A 13,535-nucleotide genomic window follows, 5' to 3' on the forward strand; every position below is an offset into this window, starting at 1 on the left:
GGGACCGCGCCGCTCCGGCGGTCGGCGTCGCTCCTCCGGTCGGCGTCGCTCCTGCGGCGAGACACCGCGTCCGCCGGCGAGGCACCGCGGGGACGGCGGCGCCTCGGGGAGCGCACGAACACCTCGGCGGTCCGGTGGGCGAGGCCGGCACCTCGGCGGACGCCGGGACGCCTCGCGGCAGCCCGGCCGACGGGCGAACAGGAGACGCCGGGCGCGGACTCCCGTCAGGCGGACTGCTCGCGCGGGGCGACGGCGAGGTGCACGGCCGCGGCGACGACCGCGCCGAGGACGTAGGCCGCGATGTCGAGCCAGGAGAAGGTGGTGCCGACGACGAGGCGGAGCGGCGCCCACAGCTCGACCAGGCGCGCTGCGACTCCGATCGCCTGCAGCTGCTCCATCGCGATCGACCAGGCCAGCGCGATCCCGGCAGCCGTCACGCCCGGGATGCGCGGCAGGAGCACCGCGATCAGCAGCGCCACCAGGACGACGTAGGCCACTCCGCCGGCGAGGTCGGCGAGCAGCCCCGTGAGCACGAACCGCAGCGCCAGGCCCAGGCCTAGCACGGCGACGGCCGCGAGGGCGAAGCGGAACCGCGCCTTCACCGGGCACGCTCCTCGAGGGCGCGCTGGAGGCGCTCGAGAGCGAGGAGGAACGTGCGGTCGTCGGCCACGCGCCAGCCGAGGGCGGCCGGGGCGGCGACGACCAGGGGCACGAGGACGGTGCGCGGGCGCCGCCTCGCCGCACGCAGGACGGCGGAGGCGGGCGGCGGGGCGAGGACCGCCAGGACCAGCGCGCGGACCCGGTGGGCACCCGAGGGCGAGGTGCCGACGCCCACCGAGACGATCCGATCCCACTCGGCGATGCGCAGGGCGTCCGCGCGCTCGGCGGCGAGCTCGAGTCCGTCGCGGCCGACGGCCAGCACCGCGGCGGCGGCGGCCGGAGCGGCGGAGGCGGGTGCCGCGATCCGGCGCAGCGCCCGGGCGAGCTCGGGAGTGCGCAGGACGGCGAACCCCTCGGTGACCGCGGCGAGCGCCGCCAGCCGGCGCTGCCGCTCCGGGGCGGCCTGACGGACCCGGGCCCGGACGGCGGCCGGGGCGGGCAGGGGCGCGGCGAGCAGCGCCGTCGGCTCGAACCGCGTGCGCGGGGGCAGCGGGACCTCCGGCGGCGTGCGCGGCGGGGGCTCGCCCCAGTGCGGCGTCGATGCGGGATCCATGCGCCCCTCCCTCCTCGCGCGGCTCCGAGCCGCCCCTGAGATCATCCCTCCTCCGCCCTCCCGCCTTGCCGAGAGGGCTCGGCGGGCTTACCATGGAGTACCCCCCGGGGGTATGCCGCGACCGGCGTGCCGACCGGACGCCCACCGGGCCGATCGACCGGATCGGACCGGACGCACGACACAGGAGAACCCATGAGCACCAGGATCGACCTCGGCCTGACCGCGAGCGGATCGACGGGAGGGTGCGGCTGCGGCGGAGGCGGCGCCTGCGCGTGCGGCGGCCACGGCGACGCCGGCCGCTCCGATGCCGGCCACGCGGCGCAGGGCTCCCTGTCCGCCGCGTCCGTGCAGAGCTTCGGCGTCGCGGGCATGACCTGCGAGCACTGCGTCCGCAGCGTCACCGAGGAGCTCGCCGCCTACCCCGAGGTCTCGGCTGTCGACGTGTCCCTCGCCCCCGACGGGGTCTCGACCGTCACGGTCGGCTCCTCCCGGCCGCTCGGCCGCGAGGAGATCGCCGCCGCCGTCGCCGACGCGGGCTACCGCCTCGCTCCCCTGAGCTGACGTGACCGAGACCACCGGCACCCCGCTCGAGCTCGCCATCGGAGGGATGACCTGCGCCTCCTGCGTCGCGCGGGTCGAGAAGCGCCTCGACGCGCTCCCCGGCGTCCACGCGACCGTCAACCTCGCCCTCGAGCGCGCGACGCTGACCCTCCCGCCCGGCACGACTCCGGCCGACGCGATCGCCGCCGTCGAGGCCGCGGGCTACAGCGCGTCGGTCCCCTCCATCGGCGAGGCGGCTCCCACGGAGGAGCAGGAGGAGCAGAGCGACGACGACCGCGAGCGGCGCGCCCTGCGCACCCGGCTCCGCGTCTCCGCCCTGCTCGCCGTGCCGGTGGTCCTTCTCTCGATGATCCCGCCGCTGCAGTTCGCGAACTGGCAGTGGCTGTGCCTCGCCCTCGCCTCACCGGTCGCGGTCTGGGGCGCGCTCCCCTTCCACCGCAACGCCTGGCGGGCGCTGCGGCACGGCTCCACCACCATGGACACCCTGATCAGCCTCGGGGTCGGCGCCTCCTTCGCCTGGTCGGTCTGGGCTCTGTTCCTCGGCGACGCCGGGCGGCCCGGCATGAGCATGCCGTTCGAGCTGCTGGGCAGCCGGTCCGGCCACGACGAGATCTACCTCGAGGTCGCCGCCGCCGTCCCTGTCCTCGTGCTGGCCGGCCGCTACCTGGAGGCGCGGTCGAAGCGCGACGCCGGTGCGGCGCTCCGGGCGCTCCTCCGCCTCGGCGCGAAGGACGCCGTGCGCGTCGCCGCCGACGGACAGGAGGAGCGCGTGCCCGCGTCCTCGCTCGCCGTCGGCGACGTCCTCCGCGTGCGCCCCGGCGAGACCGTCGCCGCCGACGGCACCGTGCTCGAGGGCTCGAGCGCGATCGACGCGAGCATGCTCACCGGCGAGAGCGTGCCGGTCGAGGTCGGCCCGGGCTCGACCGTGACCGGCGGAGTGCTCAACGCCCACGGCCTGCTCACCGTCCGCGTCGACCGCGTCGGCTACGAGACCACGCTCGCGCGGATGGGCCGCCTCGTCTCGGACGCGCAGGCCGGCAAGGCGCGCATCCAGCGGCTCGCCGACCGCGTCTCCTCCGTCTTCGTGCCGGTCGTGGTGGTGCTCGCCCTGGCCACCCTCGCCGGCTGGCTGATCGCCGGCGCCGACCTCGCCGCCGCCGTCTCTCCCGCCGTCGCCGTCCTCGTCGTCGCCTGCCCGTGCGCGCTGGGCCTGGCCACCCCGACCGCCGTCCTCGTCGGCACCGGCCGCGGCTCCCAGCTCGGGATCCTCCTCCGCGGGCCGGAGGTGCTCGAGGCCGGGCGCCGGATCGACACGGTCGTGCTCGACAAGACCGGCACGCTCACCACCGGCGCCTTCCAGGTCGTCGAGTCCAGCGACGACGAGAGCCTGCGGATGCTCGCCGCCGTCGAGCGCGGGTCGGAGCATCCGCTCGCCGCAGCGATCGTGGCCGGGGCCGCGCACCTCGACGTCCCCGAGGCGACCGGATTCCGCTCCAGCACCGGGTTCGGCGTGCGCGCCCGGGTCGAGGGCCGCCTGGTCGTCGCCGGCCGGCTGCGCTGGCTGGAGGAGCAGTGGGGCTTCGCGCCGGGCGGTCTCGCCGAGCGCGCCGAGCGAGCGACCGCCGAGGGCGGCACCGTCGTCGGCGTCGGCTGGGAGGGGGCGCTGCGCGGCTTCGCGGTCCTCCGCGACGAGCCGAGGCCGGAGGCGTCCCGCACCGTCCGCGCCCTGCGCGAGCGGGGCCTGCGGGTGATGGTGCTGACCGGCGACAACCCGCGGGCGGCGCAGGCCGTCGCCTCGGCCGTCGGCATCGACGAGGTCGTCGCCGAGGTGCTGCCGGAGGAGAAGCTCGCCGTGATCGAGCGCCTCCGTGCGGAGGGCCGCCACGTCGCCTTCGTCGGCGACGGTGTGAACGACGCCGCCGCGCTGGCCGCCGCGGACGTGGGGATCGCGATGGGCGCCGGATCGGACGCGGCGATCGAGGCGAGCGACATCACGCTCGTCGGCGACGACCTCGGCCGGGTGCCCGACGCCCTGCGCCTCGGGCGCCGCACCCTCGCGGTCATCCGGGGCAACCTGTTCTGGGCCTTCGCCTACAACGTGGCCGCGATCCCGCTCGCGATGGCCGGACTCCTGGGGCCGCTCGTGGCCGGCGCCGCGATGGCGTTCTCGAGCGTCTTCGTCGTGCTGAACAGCCTGCGGCTGCGGTCGTTCCGCTGAGTCCCGGCGGGCCGTCCGGAGTTCCCTCGCGGAGCTCTTGACGGCCCGCCCGCAGGTGGCGAGGGTGAGCGCATGAGCCTCTTCATCACCTGCCCGGTCGACGACGTCGAGCGCGCCACCGCCTTCTACACCGCGCTCGGCTGGACCCTGAACACCGAGATGTCCCGCGAGGACGTCTCCTGCTTCGCGATCGGTCCCGGCACGTCCGTCATGCTCGCGAGCCGCGCGATGTACGAGAGCGTCGGCGCCACCGAGGAGCTGATCGGCGCCCCCGGCACCCCCTCGAAGGTGACCGTCTCGTTCGACCTCGACAGCCGCGCGGCCGTCGACGAGCTCGTCGAGCGGGCCGCCGCCGCGGGCGGCCGGATCGGCGACACCGACGACTACTCCTTCATGTACCAGCGCCAGTTCGACGACCTCGACGGCTACCACTACTCCCCGTTCTGGATGAAGCCGGGCGGCGACGCGGCGGAGTGACGGGGCCGCGCGGACTCACTCCGCGTGCCGCAGGCGGTGCCGCCGGACCGCGGCCCGGTTCGCGCAGCGGACGGAGCAGTACCGCTGCCGGCCGTTCCGCGTCACGTCGACGACGACGTTCCTGCAGTGGTCGCCCGGCGCCCGACCGGCCTCGCACCGCAGGAGGCGGCTCATCCCCCGGGTCGTCAGGTGCAGCGCCGTGCCGACCGAGATGACGGCGTGGAGGACGTGCGCCAGGGACTGGTCCTGGTCGCGGTAGTGCAGGTGCCAGCCCTCGTCGTCGTGGTCGGTCAGGCGCGGATACGCGGCGATCGCGGCCATCTGGCGGTTCAGCGACGTCGCCCGGTCGCTCGGAGTCGGCGCGTCGACCACTTCCAGCCACTCGTCGATCACGTCGCGCGTCCGGGCGTGGTCGTCCGGGCCGGACTCGAAGGCCATCGTCATGCCGTATTCGCGTGTTCGAGCCTCGATGCCCTCGCGGTCGGACGGCCAGTCGTTCGCGAGGGAGGCGGCGAGCAGGACCGCGTACTCGCCGTAAGGGTTGAGCTGCATAAGACCATGACAGCACAGTGGCTCCCATGCGCACCTCCACACCCTCCCCGCACCCCTCCGAGCCGCTCGCCCCCGCCGTCGATCCGCACGAGCACGGCTGGACGACCGAGTCGGCCCACCGGACCAGCGAGGGCGTCGTCGTGTACGTCCGCTGCGCCGACTGCGGCACGCGGCGCGTGGACGTGCGGACCGGGCGCCAGGATCCCCCTGCCGCTCTCAGCCGCGTCCTGCCCGCCTCCGACGACCGCTCCCGCCGTGGAGCAGCGGGAGGATGAGGGCATGATCGCCGACCTGACCCTCCCCTGCGACGCCGGCCCCGAGGAGAGGAGCCTCCTCCTCCGCCGCGCGGTGCTCGACGACCTCCCCGCGCTCGTCCGGCTCCTCTCCGACGACCCGATCAGCGCCGGGCGCGGAGACGTCGCCGCCGAGGAGGACGGGGCCGCCTACGAGTCCGCCTTCCGGAGCATCGCGCAGGACCCGGGCAACGATCTCGTGGTCGCGATCGACCGCACCGGAGCCGTGGTGGGCACGCTGCAGCTGACCGTGATCCCCGGGATGGCGCGCCGCGGCAGCTCCCGCCTGCTCGTCGAAGCGGTCCGGGTGGCGAGCGCCGAGCGGTCGGCGGGGATCGGCACGGCCCTGATGCGCTGGGTGCTGGACGTCGCTGCGATCGAGCTCCGCACGCCGCTCGTCCAGCTGACCTCGGACGCCGCCCGCACCGACGCCCACCGCTTCTACCTGCGCCTGGGCTTCGTCGACTCGCACGTGGGCTTCAAGCGCCGCGTCGAGCTGCCGGGCTCGTAGCGGCGGTGCGGGCAGCCCGTCCGGACGCCTGATCGGCGTGTCCCCGCAAGCACGACCGGCGCAGGAGGGGACGCCCCGAGCGGAGGCCCGGACGGCACTGCTCGCCTCTCCCCGGCCGACGTGCTTGGCTGGCCCGATGAGAACCGAGACCCGCCAGGGCGTCCCCCTCCTGCTCGTCGACGACGACGGAGGCGCGCTCTCGACCCCGGACGACGCGATCGCGCTCATCGGCGAGACCTACGGCGGCGATGTCGAGACGATCGTGGTGCCCGTCGGCCGGCTCGACCCCGAGTTCCTCCGCCTGCGCTCCGGCATCGCCGGCGAGTTCGTGCAGAAGTTCGTCTCGTACGGCAAGCGGCTGGTGATCCTCGGCGACGTCAGCGGACCGGTGGCGGAGTCGAGCGCGCTGCAGGCCTTCGTCGTCGAGTCGAACCGCGGCGACCACCTCTGGTTCGCCGCCGACCTCGAGGCGCTCGACGCCCGCCTCCGAAGCTCCGGCACCGCGACCGAGCCCGGCGCCGACGGCGGAGTGGAGCCGACGCCCGGCCCCGCCCGCTGATGCCCCTGCTCCAGCCCGGCCCCGACGGCTCTCCACCCGAGGTCGACGGTCCGGTCCGCCTCCTCCTGCTCGCCGACACGCACCTCCCGAAGCGGGCGAAGGCCCTCCCGGACGAGGTGTGGCGCGCGGTCGACGAGGCCGACCTGGTCGTGCACGCGGGCGACTGGGTCGACGAGGCGACGCTGGACGCGCTGGAGGAGCGGGCGGCGCTCCTGCTGGCCGTGTGGGGCAACAACGATCCGGAGCCGCTGCGCGCCCGCCTGCCCGAGGTCGCGCGCGCCCGCGTCGCCGGCCTCGACGTCCGCGTGGTGCACGAGACCGGAGCGGCGACCGGCCGCGAGACCCGCGCCGACGCCGCCCATCCGGGTGCCGACGTGCTCGTCTTCGGGCACAGCCACATCCCCTGGGACACCGTCTCCCCGGCGGGTCTCCGCCTGCTCAATCCGGGCTCCCCGACGGATCGGAGGCGCCAGCCGGCCTGCACCTTCCTGACCGCCGTCGCCGACGACGGAGTGCTCCGCGACGTGCACCTGACCGCCCTGCCGCTCCGGGCACGAACCATTCCCGGCGGCGGCGCAAGGGGGTCACAGAGCATTTAGGTCGGCCTAAGCTCACCTGGATGAGCAGCTCACACGACCACCCCGACTCCGCGCACCTGCGCCCGGAGGGTCTCGACGACGCCACCGTGGCGGCGCTCGGGAAGCTCTCGGAGGCGCTCGAGACGGTCGAGCACGCCCGCGGTCTGCTCTACGGCTTCCACCGGCTCACCGGCGCGGCCGACCTCGCTCTGGGCGAGGCCGTCGACGCGCTGCGCGAGGCCGGCCACGCCGCGACCGCCGAGCGGATCGAGGCTGAGCTCGTCGGCCGCAACGTCATCGAGGGGCGCTGGACCTTCCAGATCGTCGAGGACTACGACGACACCTACTACGCCGCGTTCCGGGAGCAGGAGCGCGCCGCGCGCGACGAGCTCGCAGGCGGACGCCGCCACCTCTTCGAGTCCGAGATGAAGGAGGACCGCCGCTCCGGCGGCCGCCGCCACCATGAGTCGCGCCCGGAGGCGGGCTCGTGAACGCCGTCATCCGGATGCACGCCTCGTCGCTGCGGGTCAAGGCGGTCACGCCGGGCCGCGGCGGACGGGGCACGCCTCCCGAGCCCGAGGCGACGATGCGGCGCACCACGCTCAGCATCGACGGCCGCCGCTTCCTCCTCGCCGTCTCCCTCGACACCGAGGAGCTCGAGAAGCGCCTGGTCGAGGCCGTGCGCAACCGCGGCGACATGGTGAGCTTCACGGTCGCCGGCGAGCGCGAGGTCTGCGTGCTGGTCTCCCCGGGCGTCGCGGTCATCCTCGAGCACGAGGACGTCCCGGTCGAGGATCCGGACGCCGAGGACGCGCCGATCCTGTACGACGACGTCGAGTACCTGACCTGATCCGTCGGCGACCGGTCCCGGCCGCCGGTCCGGGCGCGGCCTCTCGACTCGGGTCGTCCGTCCGCTCAGACCGCCCCGGTGCTCGCCCACAGGTGGAACGCCGCGTGCGCCCGGTGCGGCCGCCACGCCTGCGACGCCGCCTCCGCCTCCGCCGTGCTCACCCGGCCGAGCGCCTTCCGCAGCACCAGGTCGCCGGCGGGGAAGGCGTCCGGATCGCCGAGGAACCGGAGCGCGAGGTAGTCGGCCGTCCACGGCCCGATGCCCGGGATCGCGAGGAGCGCGCGCCGCTGCTCCGGCAGGTCGCCCGCGCGGTCGAGCACGGGTCCGGCGGCGAAGGCCTCGGCGACGGCCCGGACCGTCCGCGCCCGGGCGTTGGTGATCCCGATCGCTGAGCGCAGCGCCTCGAACTCCGGCGCGAGCAGGGCGGTGGGTGCGGGGAACGCCAGCAGACCGCGCTCCCCCGGGGCGCCGAAGGCCGCGGCGGTGCGTCCGCCGAAGGTCCGGGCCGCGGCGACGGACACCTGCTGGCCGAGGACCGCCATCACCGCCGCCTCGAACGCCTCCGGGTACTGCGTCGCGCGCAGCCCCGGCCGGGCCGCGACGGAGCGGGCGAGCAGCGGGTCCCGCGAGAGCTCGGCGCCGATCGCCACCACGTCGGAGTCGAGGTCGAACCAGGCTCGGACGACCGCGGCCGCCGGCGTCAGCACGTCCGGCTCCGCCTCCACCCGCAGCCCGGTCTCCGTCACCTCGAGCGCGATCGGCCGCGGCGCCCCGTCGAGGGTGAGCAGGCGCTCCAAGCGCCGGCCGTCGGCCGAGACCCGCTCCACTCCGGGGAGGGCGTGGTTGCGGAGGAGGCTCGCGGCGCCGGCGGAGTCGAAGGGCCCGAGGGCCGGCAGATCGAGGGAGGACGTCTCGTTCAGGGGAGCAGGACCGTCTTGCCGCGCGCGCGGCCCGACTCGACGAGGGCGAGCGCGGCGGCCGCCTCGGTCAGCGGGAAGGAGGGCCCGAGCACGACCTCGAGCTCCCCGCGACCGGCGCGGTCGAGCAGGCCCGGCCGGGCGGCGTCGCGGAGCGCGGTGCCGGGATCGGCTCCCGGTCCGCCGCCGAGCAGCAGGATGCCGCCGAGGCGGGCGGCGTGCTCGAAGCCGGCCACAGTGGCGATGCGCGAGCGGTCGGCGACCAGAGCCACCGAGGCGTCCAGCGCCTCGTCGGTGCCCGCCGTGTCCAGCGCGACGTCGACGCCGCCGGGGGCCAGGACGCGCATGCGCTCCTCCAGCCCGGCGCCGTAGCGGACCGGCTCCGCGCCGAAGCGGCGGACGACCTCCTCGCCGCGCTCGCTCGTGGTGCCCAGCACCCGTGCTCCGCGGGCGACCGCGAGCTGCACCGCGAGCGAGCCGACGGCCCCGCTCGCCCCGTGCACCAGGACGGTGTCCCCGGAGGAGACGCGGGTGGCCTCGACGAGGTGCTCGGCGGTCGTCCCGGCCAGCAGCAGGCCCGCGGCCGCCGCCCAGCCGAGCCCGGCGGGCTTGGGCAGGACCGCGCTCGCGGGCGCGACCAGCTCGGCGGAGTAGCCGCCGGAGACCCGGAACGCCACGACCTCGTCGCCCACGCGGATCGGGCCGAGCGGCCCCTCGGCCCCCTCGCCAACCGCGGTCACGACTCCGGAGATCTCGCTGCCCGGCCGGACCGGCACCCGCCCGCGCCCGAACATCCCGCGCAGGAGCTTCGCGTCGGCCGGGTTCACGCCCGCGGCGCGCACCGCGATCCGCACCCTGCCGGGCGTCGGCTCCCCTGGATCGACCTCGACGGCGCGCAGCGCCTCCGGCCCGTCGAATCCCTCGGCCTGCATCGCGACGACCATGCGTCCGCCTCCCGTTCCCGGGCGCCCGCGCACCCGAGCGCGACGCTAGCAGCAGCGTCCGACCCCCGGATCCCCTGCGGAGAGCGCGGCAGCCGACCGAGAACGCCCGTTCTGGTACCGCCTACCATGGAGGGATGTCCCCGATCCTCGACGAGCGCCCTCCCCGCGAGGCGATCCTCGCGGCCGCCGACCGGCTCTACTACGAGCGCGGCATCCAGTCCGTCGGGATGGACGAGCTCCGCACGGCCGCGGGCGTCTCGTTGAAGCGCCTCTACTCGGAGTTCCCGAGCAAGGAGTCGGTGGTGGTCGCCGTCCTGCACGGCCGGCACGAGCAGTGGACCCTCGGCGTGACCACCCGGGTCGCCGCGGCGGACGGACCTCGCGGCAAGCTGCTCGCGATCTACGACTTCCTCTTCGACTGGTTCTCCGAGGACTCGTTCCGCGGCTGCGGCTTCATCAACGCCTTCGGGGAGCTCGGCTCGTCGAACCCGATGGTCGCCGAGATGGCGCGCGACCACAAGGAGACGTTCCAGCGCTTCCTCGCGACCCTCGCCGAGGAGGCGGGAGGCGGCGCCGAGCTCGCCGCGCAGCTCGCGATCCTCGCCGAGGGCGCCCAGACCACCGCGGCCATCGCCGGAACCCCGGAGGCCGCCCTGCACGCGCGTCGCGCCGCCGAGATCCTCATCGACGCGGAGACGCGCCCCGTCTGAGGCACGCCGCGCGCGGGATCAGGCCTCGCCGCCCCCGGGCGGGCCGACCACCAGCAGCGCCGCGAAGACCACGGCGACCAGAGCCAGGACCAGCGCCCCGGCGAGCACGGGCCGCGCGAGCGCCCAGCGGAGGAGCCGGCTCGTCACGCGCCGGTCGCGCGGGTCGTCCGTCGCGTGCGTCCGCCACGGGCCCTCCAGCAGGCCGCGGCGCTCGAAGCCGCGCTCCAGCGGGACCGTCGCGTAGGGCACGACCGCGCTGACGACCGCGAGCGCCGTCGCGCCCGCCGACCACCGCTGGTTCACCGCGAGCACCAGGGCCGCGGCTCCGTAGGCGAGGAACGCGAACCCGTGGATCGGCCCGGCGACGCTCACCGGCCAGTCGCCGGCTCCGGCCGCGTACTTCAGCAGCATCCCGACGATCAGGAGAGTCCAGGTCACCGCCTCGACGATCGACAGCAGGCGGAAGAGGCGGCGCGGGCTCATGGGATCGGCTCCGTTCGGTCCGCGGCGACGCGGCTCGGGGTCGGTCGAGGGTCGCCCGGAGCCTACGGGAGCACGCTCGCGAGGAACCTGAGCGGACGAGGACCGCTCGGGGCGCTCAGCCCAGCCAGCCGGTGAGCGAGAGGGCCGTCACCGCGCCGACCAGGCCCGCGGCGACGAGGGCGACCGTGCCCGTGACTCCGCTGCGGGAGGGGGCTGCGGCGGGGCCGCCGGCCAGGCGCGCCCAGAGCCGGCGTGCCACCTCCTCGGCGGAGGGGCGGTCGGCCGGATCGAGAGCGGTCATCGCGGTCAGCAGCTCGCGCCACTCCGCCGGGACCGACTCCGGGACGACGGGCGCGTGGTGGAGGCGCTGGATCGAGATCTCGAGCGTCGTGCCGGTGTAGGCCCTGCGGCCCGAGACGGCCTCGAGCAGGACCAGCCCGAGCGAGTAGACGTCGGACGCCGGTCCGACCGGGCCGGAGCCGAGGCTCTCGGGGCTGAGGTACGCGGCGGTGCCCACCAGCACGTCGGAGCGGGTGAGCCGGGCGTCGTCGACCGAGCGGGCGATCCCGAAGTCGCTGAGCTTGGCCTCGTGCGCGGAGAAGCCGGATGCGGTGGCGCGCGAGCGGACGAGGACGTTCTCGGGCTTCACGTCGCGGTGGAGGACGCCCTGCGCGTGCAGGTGCGCGAGAGCATCGGCCACCTGAGCGCCGACCTCCGCGACGAGCCGCTCATCGCCGGAGCCGAACCAGTCGGCCGCCGGGTCGCTGCGGTCGAAGTACTCGAGGACGAGGAACGCGAGGTCGCCCTCCTCGCCGGGGATCTCGCCCTGGTCGACAACGTCCACCACGGACGCGTGACGCGAGTCGATCAAGAAGCGGATCTCGCGCTCGCGACGCGCCCGCTCGTTGGGGGTGTCCGGGACGTCGCGGTGGACCTTGACCGCGACCTGGCGGGCGAGGCGGAGGTCGCGGGCGCGGTAGACGACGGCGCTGCCGCCCTCCCCCACCCGCTCGAGCACGAGGTAGCGACCGGCCAGGGTGGAGCCGACCAGCGGATCCACGACGTCGGCGGGAAGCGGCTGCAGGCGGTCGAGTTCGTCCAGCACGGGCAGCTCCCTTCGCGAATGAGTCACTAGCTCGTCTAACTAGTAGTCCCTTCGTAGTGGTCGCCGCCCTTCCAGGCAAGCACCTCGGGGGAGGTTGGCTTGTCTAGATGTTCTTGCTACGAGACTGTCTAGACTGTTCGGCATGGATGAGGTCACGCTGAAGCGACCCGGGGCCTTCTGGTTCTCGGGTGAGGCGACCGAGCCCGGAGCGGTGGAGGTCCTCGCCGCGATGCGCGCCTTCCGCACGGCGGAGGCCGCGATGCGCCGACGGACCCGCGGATCCATGGGCATGGGCGAGAACGACCTGCTGGCCGTGCAGTTCCTCATGCGCCGCCAGCAGAAGGGCGTGCACGTCAGCCCGAAGGACCTGGCCTCCTACCTCGGCATCTCCTCCGCCTCCACGACCGTGCTGATCGACCGGCTGGTCAAGAGCGGGCACGTGGTCAGGGAGCCGCACCCGAGCGACCGCCGGGCCATCCGCATCGTCGCCACCCCCACCTCCCACCGCGAGGTGCGCGAGACGCTCGACGAGATGCACCGCCGCATGCTCGAGGCGGCCGAGACGCTCAACCCCTCCGAGGCCGGGACCGTCATCCGCTTCCTGCAGACGATGCGCGACATCGTCGAGCGCCCGGCCGACTCCGAGACGGTCGACGCCGCCCAGGAGCTCGCGGGCGAGCCGATCGGCGAGTACGCCGACGGCGTGCTGGAGCAGCGCCGCGCCTGACCGGCGTCCCCGCGGCCGTGGCCGCGCGTCCCCAGGAGTTCACTCCGAGGGTCTTCTGCCGCGGCCCGGATCCGTCGGAGAATCGAGTCGTCCGGCGGCGATGGACAGAAAACGCACTCCGCGACGTAAGTAGCTAGCTCAACTAGTAGGAAGTCTTTCTAGCGATATAGAGTGACGGACGTCAGCCACTCGCACGTCAGATCGGAGCACACCATGGGCAACATCCTGTACGGCACTCCCCCCGCCGCCATCGAGGTCGAGGACCGCGCCCTCGCCCACCTCCAGATCGTCATCATCAACAAGTTCCGCCGCGACGAGCGCTTCCTGCTCACCCTCGACGCGAGCCCCCAGGCCGGCACCGGCCGCCGCGGCGTGTGGATGCATCCGACCATCCCGATCCAGTTCGAGTTCAAGGGCAGCCGCCAGCCCACGATCAACCCGGAGTGGGTCGAGGCCCTCATGGAGCGCGCCAACAGCGGCGCCGGCCTCCGCATCGTGCCCGAGCCGACGAGCAACGCCGCCGTCCCGCTGCGCCGCGCCGAGCCCGCCGCCTGACCCTCCGCGCCGGAGCCGCTCCCGATCAGGCGCCGCCGCCGCACACCGACACGACCCGCCTTCCCGCCCGGGAGGCGGGTTCCGTCGTCTCCGGGCCTGAGAACCCCGGGAGCGCGCTCGCAAGTGGTTGACATTCCGCGCCACGGTCAGGGTCGCAGTCTTACACTGCTCCTGCGGCACGGGGTCGTTCCGGCGGGCTCGTCCCTGCTGTCGCACGCATGACCGGCCGCCGGCCGCTCGGGCCCCCCTCTCGAGCGACCGGCGGACGGCTGCGCGGCGCAC

19 protein-coding genes are annotated in these 13,535 nt (G+C 75.0%); 12 read left to right on the top strand and 7 right to left on the bottom strand.

Annotation, left to right across the window (positions count from 1 at the left end; translation table 11 throughout):
• Positions 1–224: 224 nt before the first annotated feature.
• Together C5C54_RS17540 and C5C54_RS17545 are read right to left on the bottom strand one after the other, a co-directional pair.
• A complete protein-coding gene (locus C5C54_RS17540; protein ID WP_104262387.1) occupies positions 225–602 on the bottom strand; it encodes a DUF2809 domain-containing protein in 378 nt (125 codons plus the stop codon).
• Positions 599–1,213 carry a hypothetical protein gene (locus C5C54_RS17545; protein WP_146078771.1) on the bottom strand — a complete coding sequence of 205 codons (615 nt, stop codon included), beginning with the start codon at positions 1,211–1,213 and terminating at the stop codon, positions 599–601. Before C5C54_RS17545 ends, C5C54_RS17540 begins: the two co-directional genes overlap by 4 nt.
• Positions 1,214–1,405: 192 nt before the next feature.
• On the opposite strand from C5C54_RS17545, the gene C5C54_RS18185 reads away from it, so the two are divergent.
• From C5C54_RS18185 to C5C54_RS02365, 3 genes are all read left to right on the top strand, one after another.
• Positions 1,406–1,774, top strand: coding sequence for a heavy-metal-associated domain-containing protein (locus C5C54_RS18185; RefSeq protein ID WP_104224180.1), 369 nt, complete (start codon positions 1,406–1,408; stop codon positions 1,772–1,774).
• 1 nt (position 1,775) lies between these two features.
• On the top strand, positions 1,776–3,992 hold the full coding sequence (locus C5C54_RS02360; protein WP_258063182.1) for a cation-translocating P-type ATPase: 2,217 nt from the start codon (positions 1,776–1,778) through the stop codon (positions 3,990–3,992).
• Between the two features lie 72 nt (positions 3,993–4,064).
• Positions 4,065–4,469 (top strand): VOC family protein, encoded by a 405-nt coding sequence (locus tag C5C54_RS02365; protein ID WP_104287706.1) that lies wholly within the window; start codon positions 4,065–4,067, stop codon positions 4,467–4,469.
• Between the two features lie 15 nt (positions 4,470–4,484).
• On the opposite strand, the gene C5C54_RS02370 is transcribed toward C5C54_RS02365, so the two are convergent.
• Positions 4,485–5,021 (bottom strand): CGNR zinc finger domain-containing protein, encoded by a 537-nt coding sequence (locus C5C54_RS02370; protein ID WP_104287707.1) that lies wholly within the window; start codon positions 5,019–5,021, stop codon positions 4,485–4,487.
• Positions 5,022–5,047: 26 nt separating this feature from the next.
• Between C5C54_RS02370 and C5C54_RS02375 the strand changes: the two genes are divergently transcribed.
• From C5C54_RS02375 to C5C54_RS02400, 6 genes are all read left to right on the top strand, one after another.
• Positions 5,048–5,296: a hypothetical protein gene (locus C5C54_RS02375; protein WP_104287708.1), complete on the top strand. Its 249-nt coding sequence runs from the start codon at positions 5,048–5,050 to the stop codon at positions 5,294–5,296.
• Positions 5,297–5,300: 4 nt separating this feature from the next.
• A complete protein-coding gene (locus tag C5C54_RS02380; protein WP_104262384.1) occupies positions 5,301–5,825 on the top strand; it encodes a GNAT family N-acetyltransferase in 525 nt (174 codons plus the stop codon).
• A 136-nt stretch (positions 5,826–5,961) separates the two neighbouring features.
• A complete protein-coding gene (locus tag C5C54_RS02385) occupies positions 5,962–6,384 on the top strand; it encodes a DUF4180 domain-containing protein (protein ID WP_104247004.1) in 423 nt (140 codons plus the stop codon).
• Positions 6,384–6,983: a metallophosphoesterase gene (locus C5C54_RS02390; protein WP_104287709.1), complete on the top strand. Its 600-nt coding sequence runs from the start codon at positions 6,384–6,386 to the stop codon at positions 6,981–6,983. Before C5C54_RS02385 ends, C5C54_RS02390 begins: the two co-directional genes overlap by 1 nt.
• Before the next feature lie 20 nt (positions 6,984–7,003).
• Positions 7,004–7,453, top strand: a complete 450-nt coding sequence (locus tag C5C54_RS02395; protein WP_104224173.1) for a hypothetical protein — start codon at positions 7,004–7,006, stop codon at positions 7,451–7,453.
• On the top strand, positions 7,450–7,812 hold the full coding sequence (locus C5C54_RS02400) for a hypothetical protein (RefSeq protein WP_104224172.1): 363 nt from the start codon (positions 7,450–7,452) through the stop codon (positions 7,810–7,812). The genes C5C54_RS02395 and C5C54_RS02400 overlap by 4 nt, the downstream gene beginning before the upstream one ends.
• A gap of 65 nt (positions 7,813–7,877) precedes the next feature.
• On the opposite strand, the gene C5C54_RS02405 is transcribed toward C5C54_RS02400, so the two are convergent.
• Both C5C54_RS02405 and C5C54_RS02410 read right to left on the bottom strand, forming a co-directional pair.
• Entirely contained in the window at positions 7,878–8,732 is an 855-nt protein-coding gene (locus tag C5C54_RS02405; protein ID WP_308470734.1) for an AlkA N-terminal domain-containing protein, read from the bottom strand.
• Entirely contained in the window at positions 8,729–9,673 is a 945-nt protein-coding gene (locus C5C54_RS02410) for an NADP-dependent oxidoreductase (protein WP_258063183.1), read from the bottom strand. Before C5C54_RS02410 ends, C5C54_RS02405 begins: the two co-directional genes overlap by 4 nt.
• A 134-nt stretch (positions 9,674–9,807) precedes the next feature.
• Between C5C54_RS02410 and C5C54_RS02415 the strand changes: the two genes are divergently transcribed.
• Positions 9,808–10,383 (top strand): TetR/AcrR family transcriptional regulator, encoded by a 576-nt coding sequence (locus tag C5C54_RS02415; protein ID WP_104224170.1) that lies wholly within the window; start codon positions 9,808–9,810, stop codon positions 10,381–10,383.
• A gap of 18 nt (positions 10,384–10,401) precedes the next feature.
• On the opposite strand, the gene C5C54_RS02420 is transcribed toward C5C54_RS02415, so the two are convergent.
• Together C5C54_RS02420 and C5C54_RS02425 are read right to left on the bottom strand one after the other, a co-directional pair.
• Entirely contained in the window at positions 10,402–10,866 is a 465-nt protein-coding gene (locus tag C5C54_RS02420) for a DUF3817 domain-containing protein (RefSeq protein WP_104225947.1), read from the bottom strand.
• Between the two features lie 115 nt (positions 10,867–10,981).
• The gene (locus tag C5C54_RS02425; protein WP_181127834.1) at positions 10,982–11,971 is read right to left on the bottom strand and encodes a serine/threonine-protein kinase; all 990 of its coding nucleotides are present in this window, start codon (positions 11,969–11,971) and stop codon (positions 10,982–10,984) included.
• Between the two features lie 142 nt (positions 11,972–12,113).
• Between C5C54_RS02425 and C5C54_RS02430 the strand changes: the two genes are divergently transcribed.
• The gene (locus C5C54_RS02430; protein WP_104224167.1) at positions 12,114–12,698 is read left to right on the top strand and encodes a MarR family winged helix-turn-helix transcriptional regulator; all 585 of its coding nucleotides are present in this window, start codon (positions 12,114–12,116) and stop codon (positions 12,696–12,698) included.
• A gap of 213 nt (positions 12,699–12,911) precedes the next feature.
• Positions 12,912–13,253: an ATP-dependent DNA ligase gene (locus C5C54_RS02435; RefSeq protein WP_104224199.1), complete on the top strand. Its 342-nt coding sequence runs from the start codon at positions 12,912–12,914 to the stop codon at positions 13,251–13,253.
• Positions 13,254–13,535: the final 282 nt, after the last annotated feature.

The sequence above is a fragment of the Rathayibacter sp. AY1F2 genome (genome assembly GCF_002930885.1).
Taxonomy (GTDB): domain Bacteria; phylum Actinomycetota; class Actinomycetes; order Actinomycetales; family Microbacteriaceae; genus Rathayibacter.

Coding starts and splice junctions, on each gene's coding strand:
- C5C54_RS02375 (WP_104287708.1), top strand. CDS start 5,048: ATGCGCACCTCCACACCCTCCCCGCACCCCTCCGAGCCGCTCGCCCCC.
- C5C54_RS17545 (WP_146078771.1), bottom strand. CDS start 1,213: ATGGATCCCGCATCGACGCCGCACTGGGGCGAGCCCCCGCCGCGCACG.
- C5C54_RS02420 (WP_104225947.1), bottom strand. CDS start 10,866: ATGAGCCCGCGCCGCCTCTTCCGCCTGCTGTCGATCGTCGAGGCGGTG.
- C5C54_RS02390 (WP_104287709.1), top strand. CDS start 6,384: ATGCCCCTGCTCCAGCCCGGCCCCGACGGCTCTCCACCCGAGGTCGAC.
- C5C54_RS02380 (WP_104262384.1), top strand. CDS start 5,301: ATGATCGCCGACCTGACCCTCCCCTGCGACGCCGGCCCCGAGGAGAGG.
- C5C54_RS18185 (WP_104224180.1), top strand. CDS start 1,406: ATGAGCACCAGGATCGACCTCGGCCTGACCGCGAGCGGATCGACGGGA.
- C5C54_RS02415 (WP_104224170.1), top strand. CDS start 9,808: ATGTCCCCGATCCTCGACGAGCGCCCTCCCCGCGAGGCGATCCTCGCG.
- C5C54_RS02430 (WP_104224167.1), top strand. CDS start 12,114: ATGGATGAGGTCACGCTGAAGCGACCCGGGGCCTTCTGGTTCTCGGGT.
- C5C54_RS02435 (WP_104224199.1), top strand. CDS start 12,912: ATGGGCAACATCCTGTACGGCACTCCCCCCGCCGCCATCGAGGTCGAG.
- C5C54_RS02370 (WP_104287707.1), bottom strand. CDS start 5,021: ATGCAGCTCAACCCTTACGGCGAGTACGCGGTCCTGCTCGCCGCCTCC.
- C5C54_RS02385 (WP_104247004.1), top strand. CDS start 5,962: ATGAGAACCGAGACCCGCCAGGGCGTCCCCCTCCTGCTCGTCGACGAC.
- C5C54_RS02365 (WP_104287706.1), top strand. CDS start 4,065: ATGAGCCTCTTCATCACCTGCCCGGTCGACGACGTCGAGCGCGCCACC.
- C5C54_RS02410 (WP_258063183.1), bottom strand. CDS start 9,673: ATGGTCGTCGCGATGCAGGCCGAGGGATTCGACGGGCCGGAGGCGCTG.
- C5C54_RS02395 (WP_104224173.1), top strand. CDS start 7,004: ATGAGCAGCTCACACGACCACCCCGACTCCGCGCACCTGCGCCCGGAG.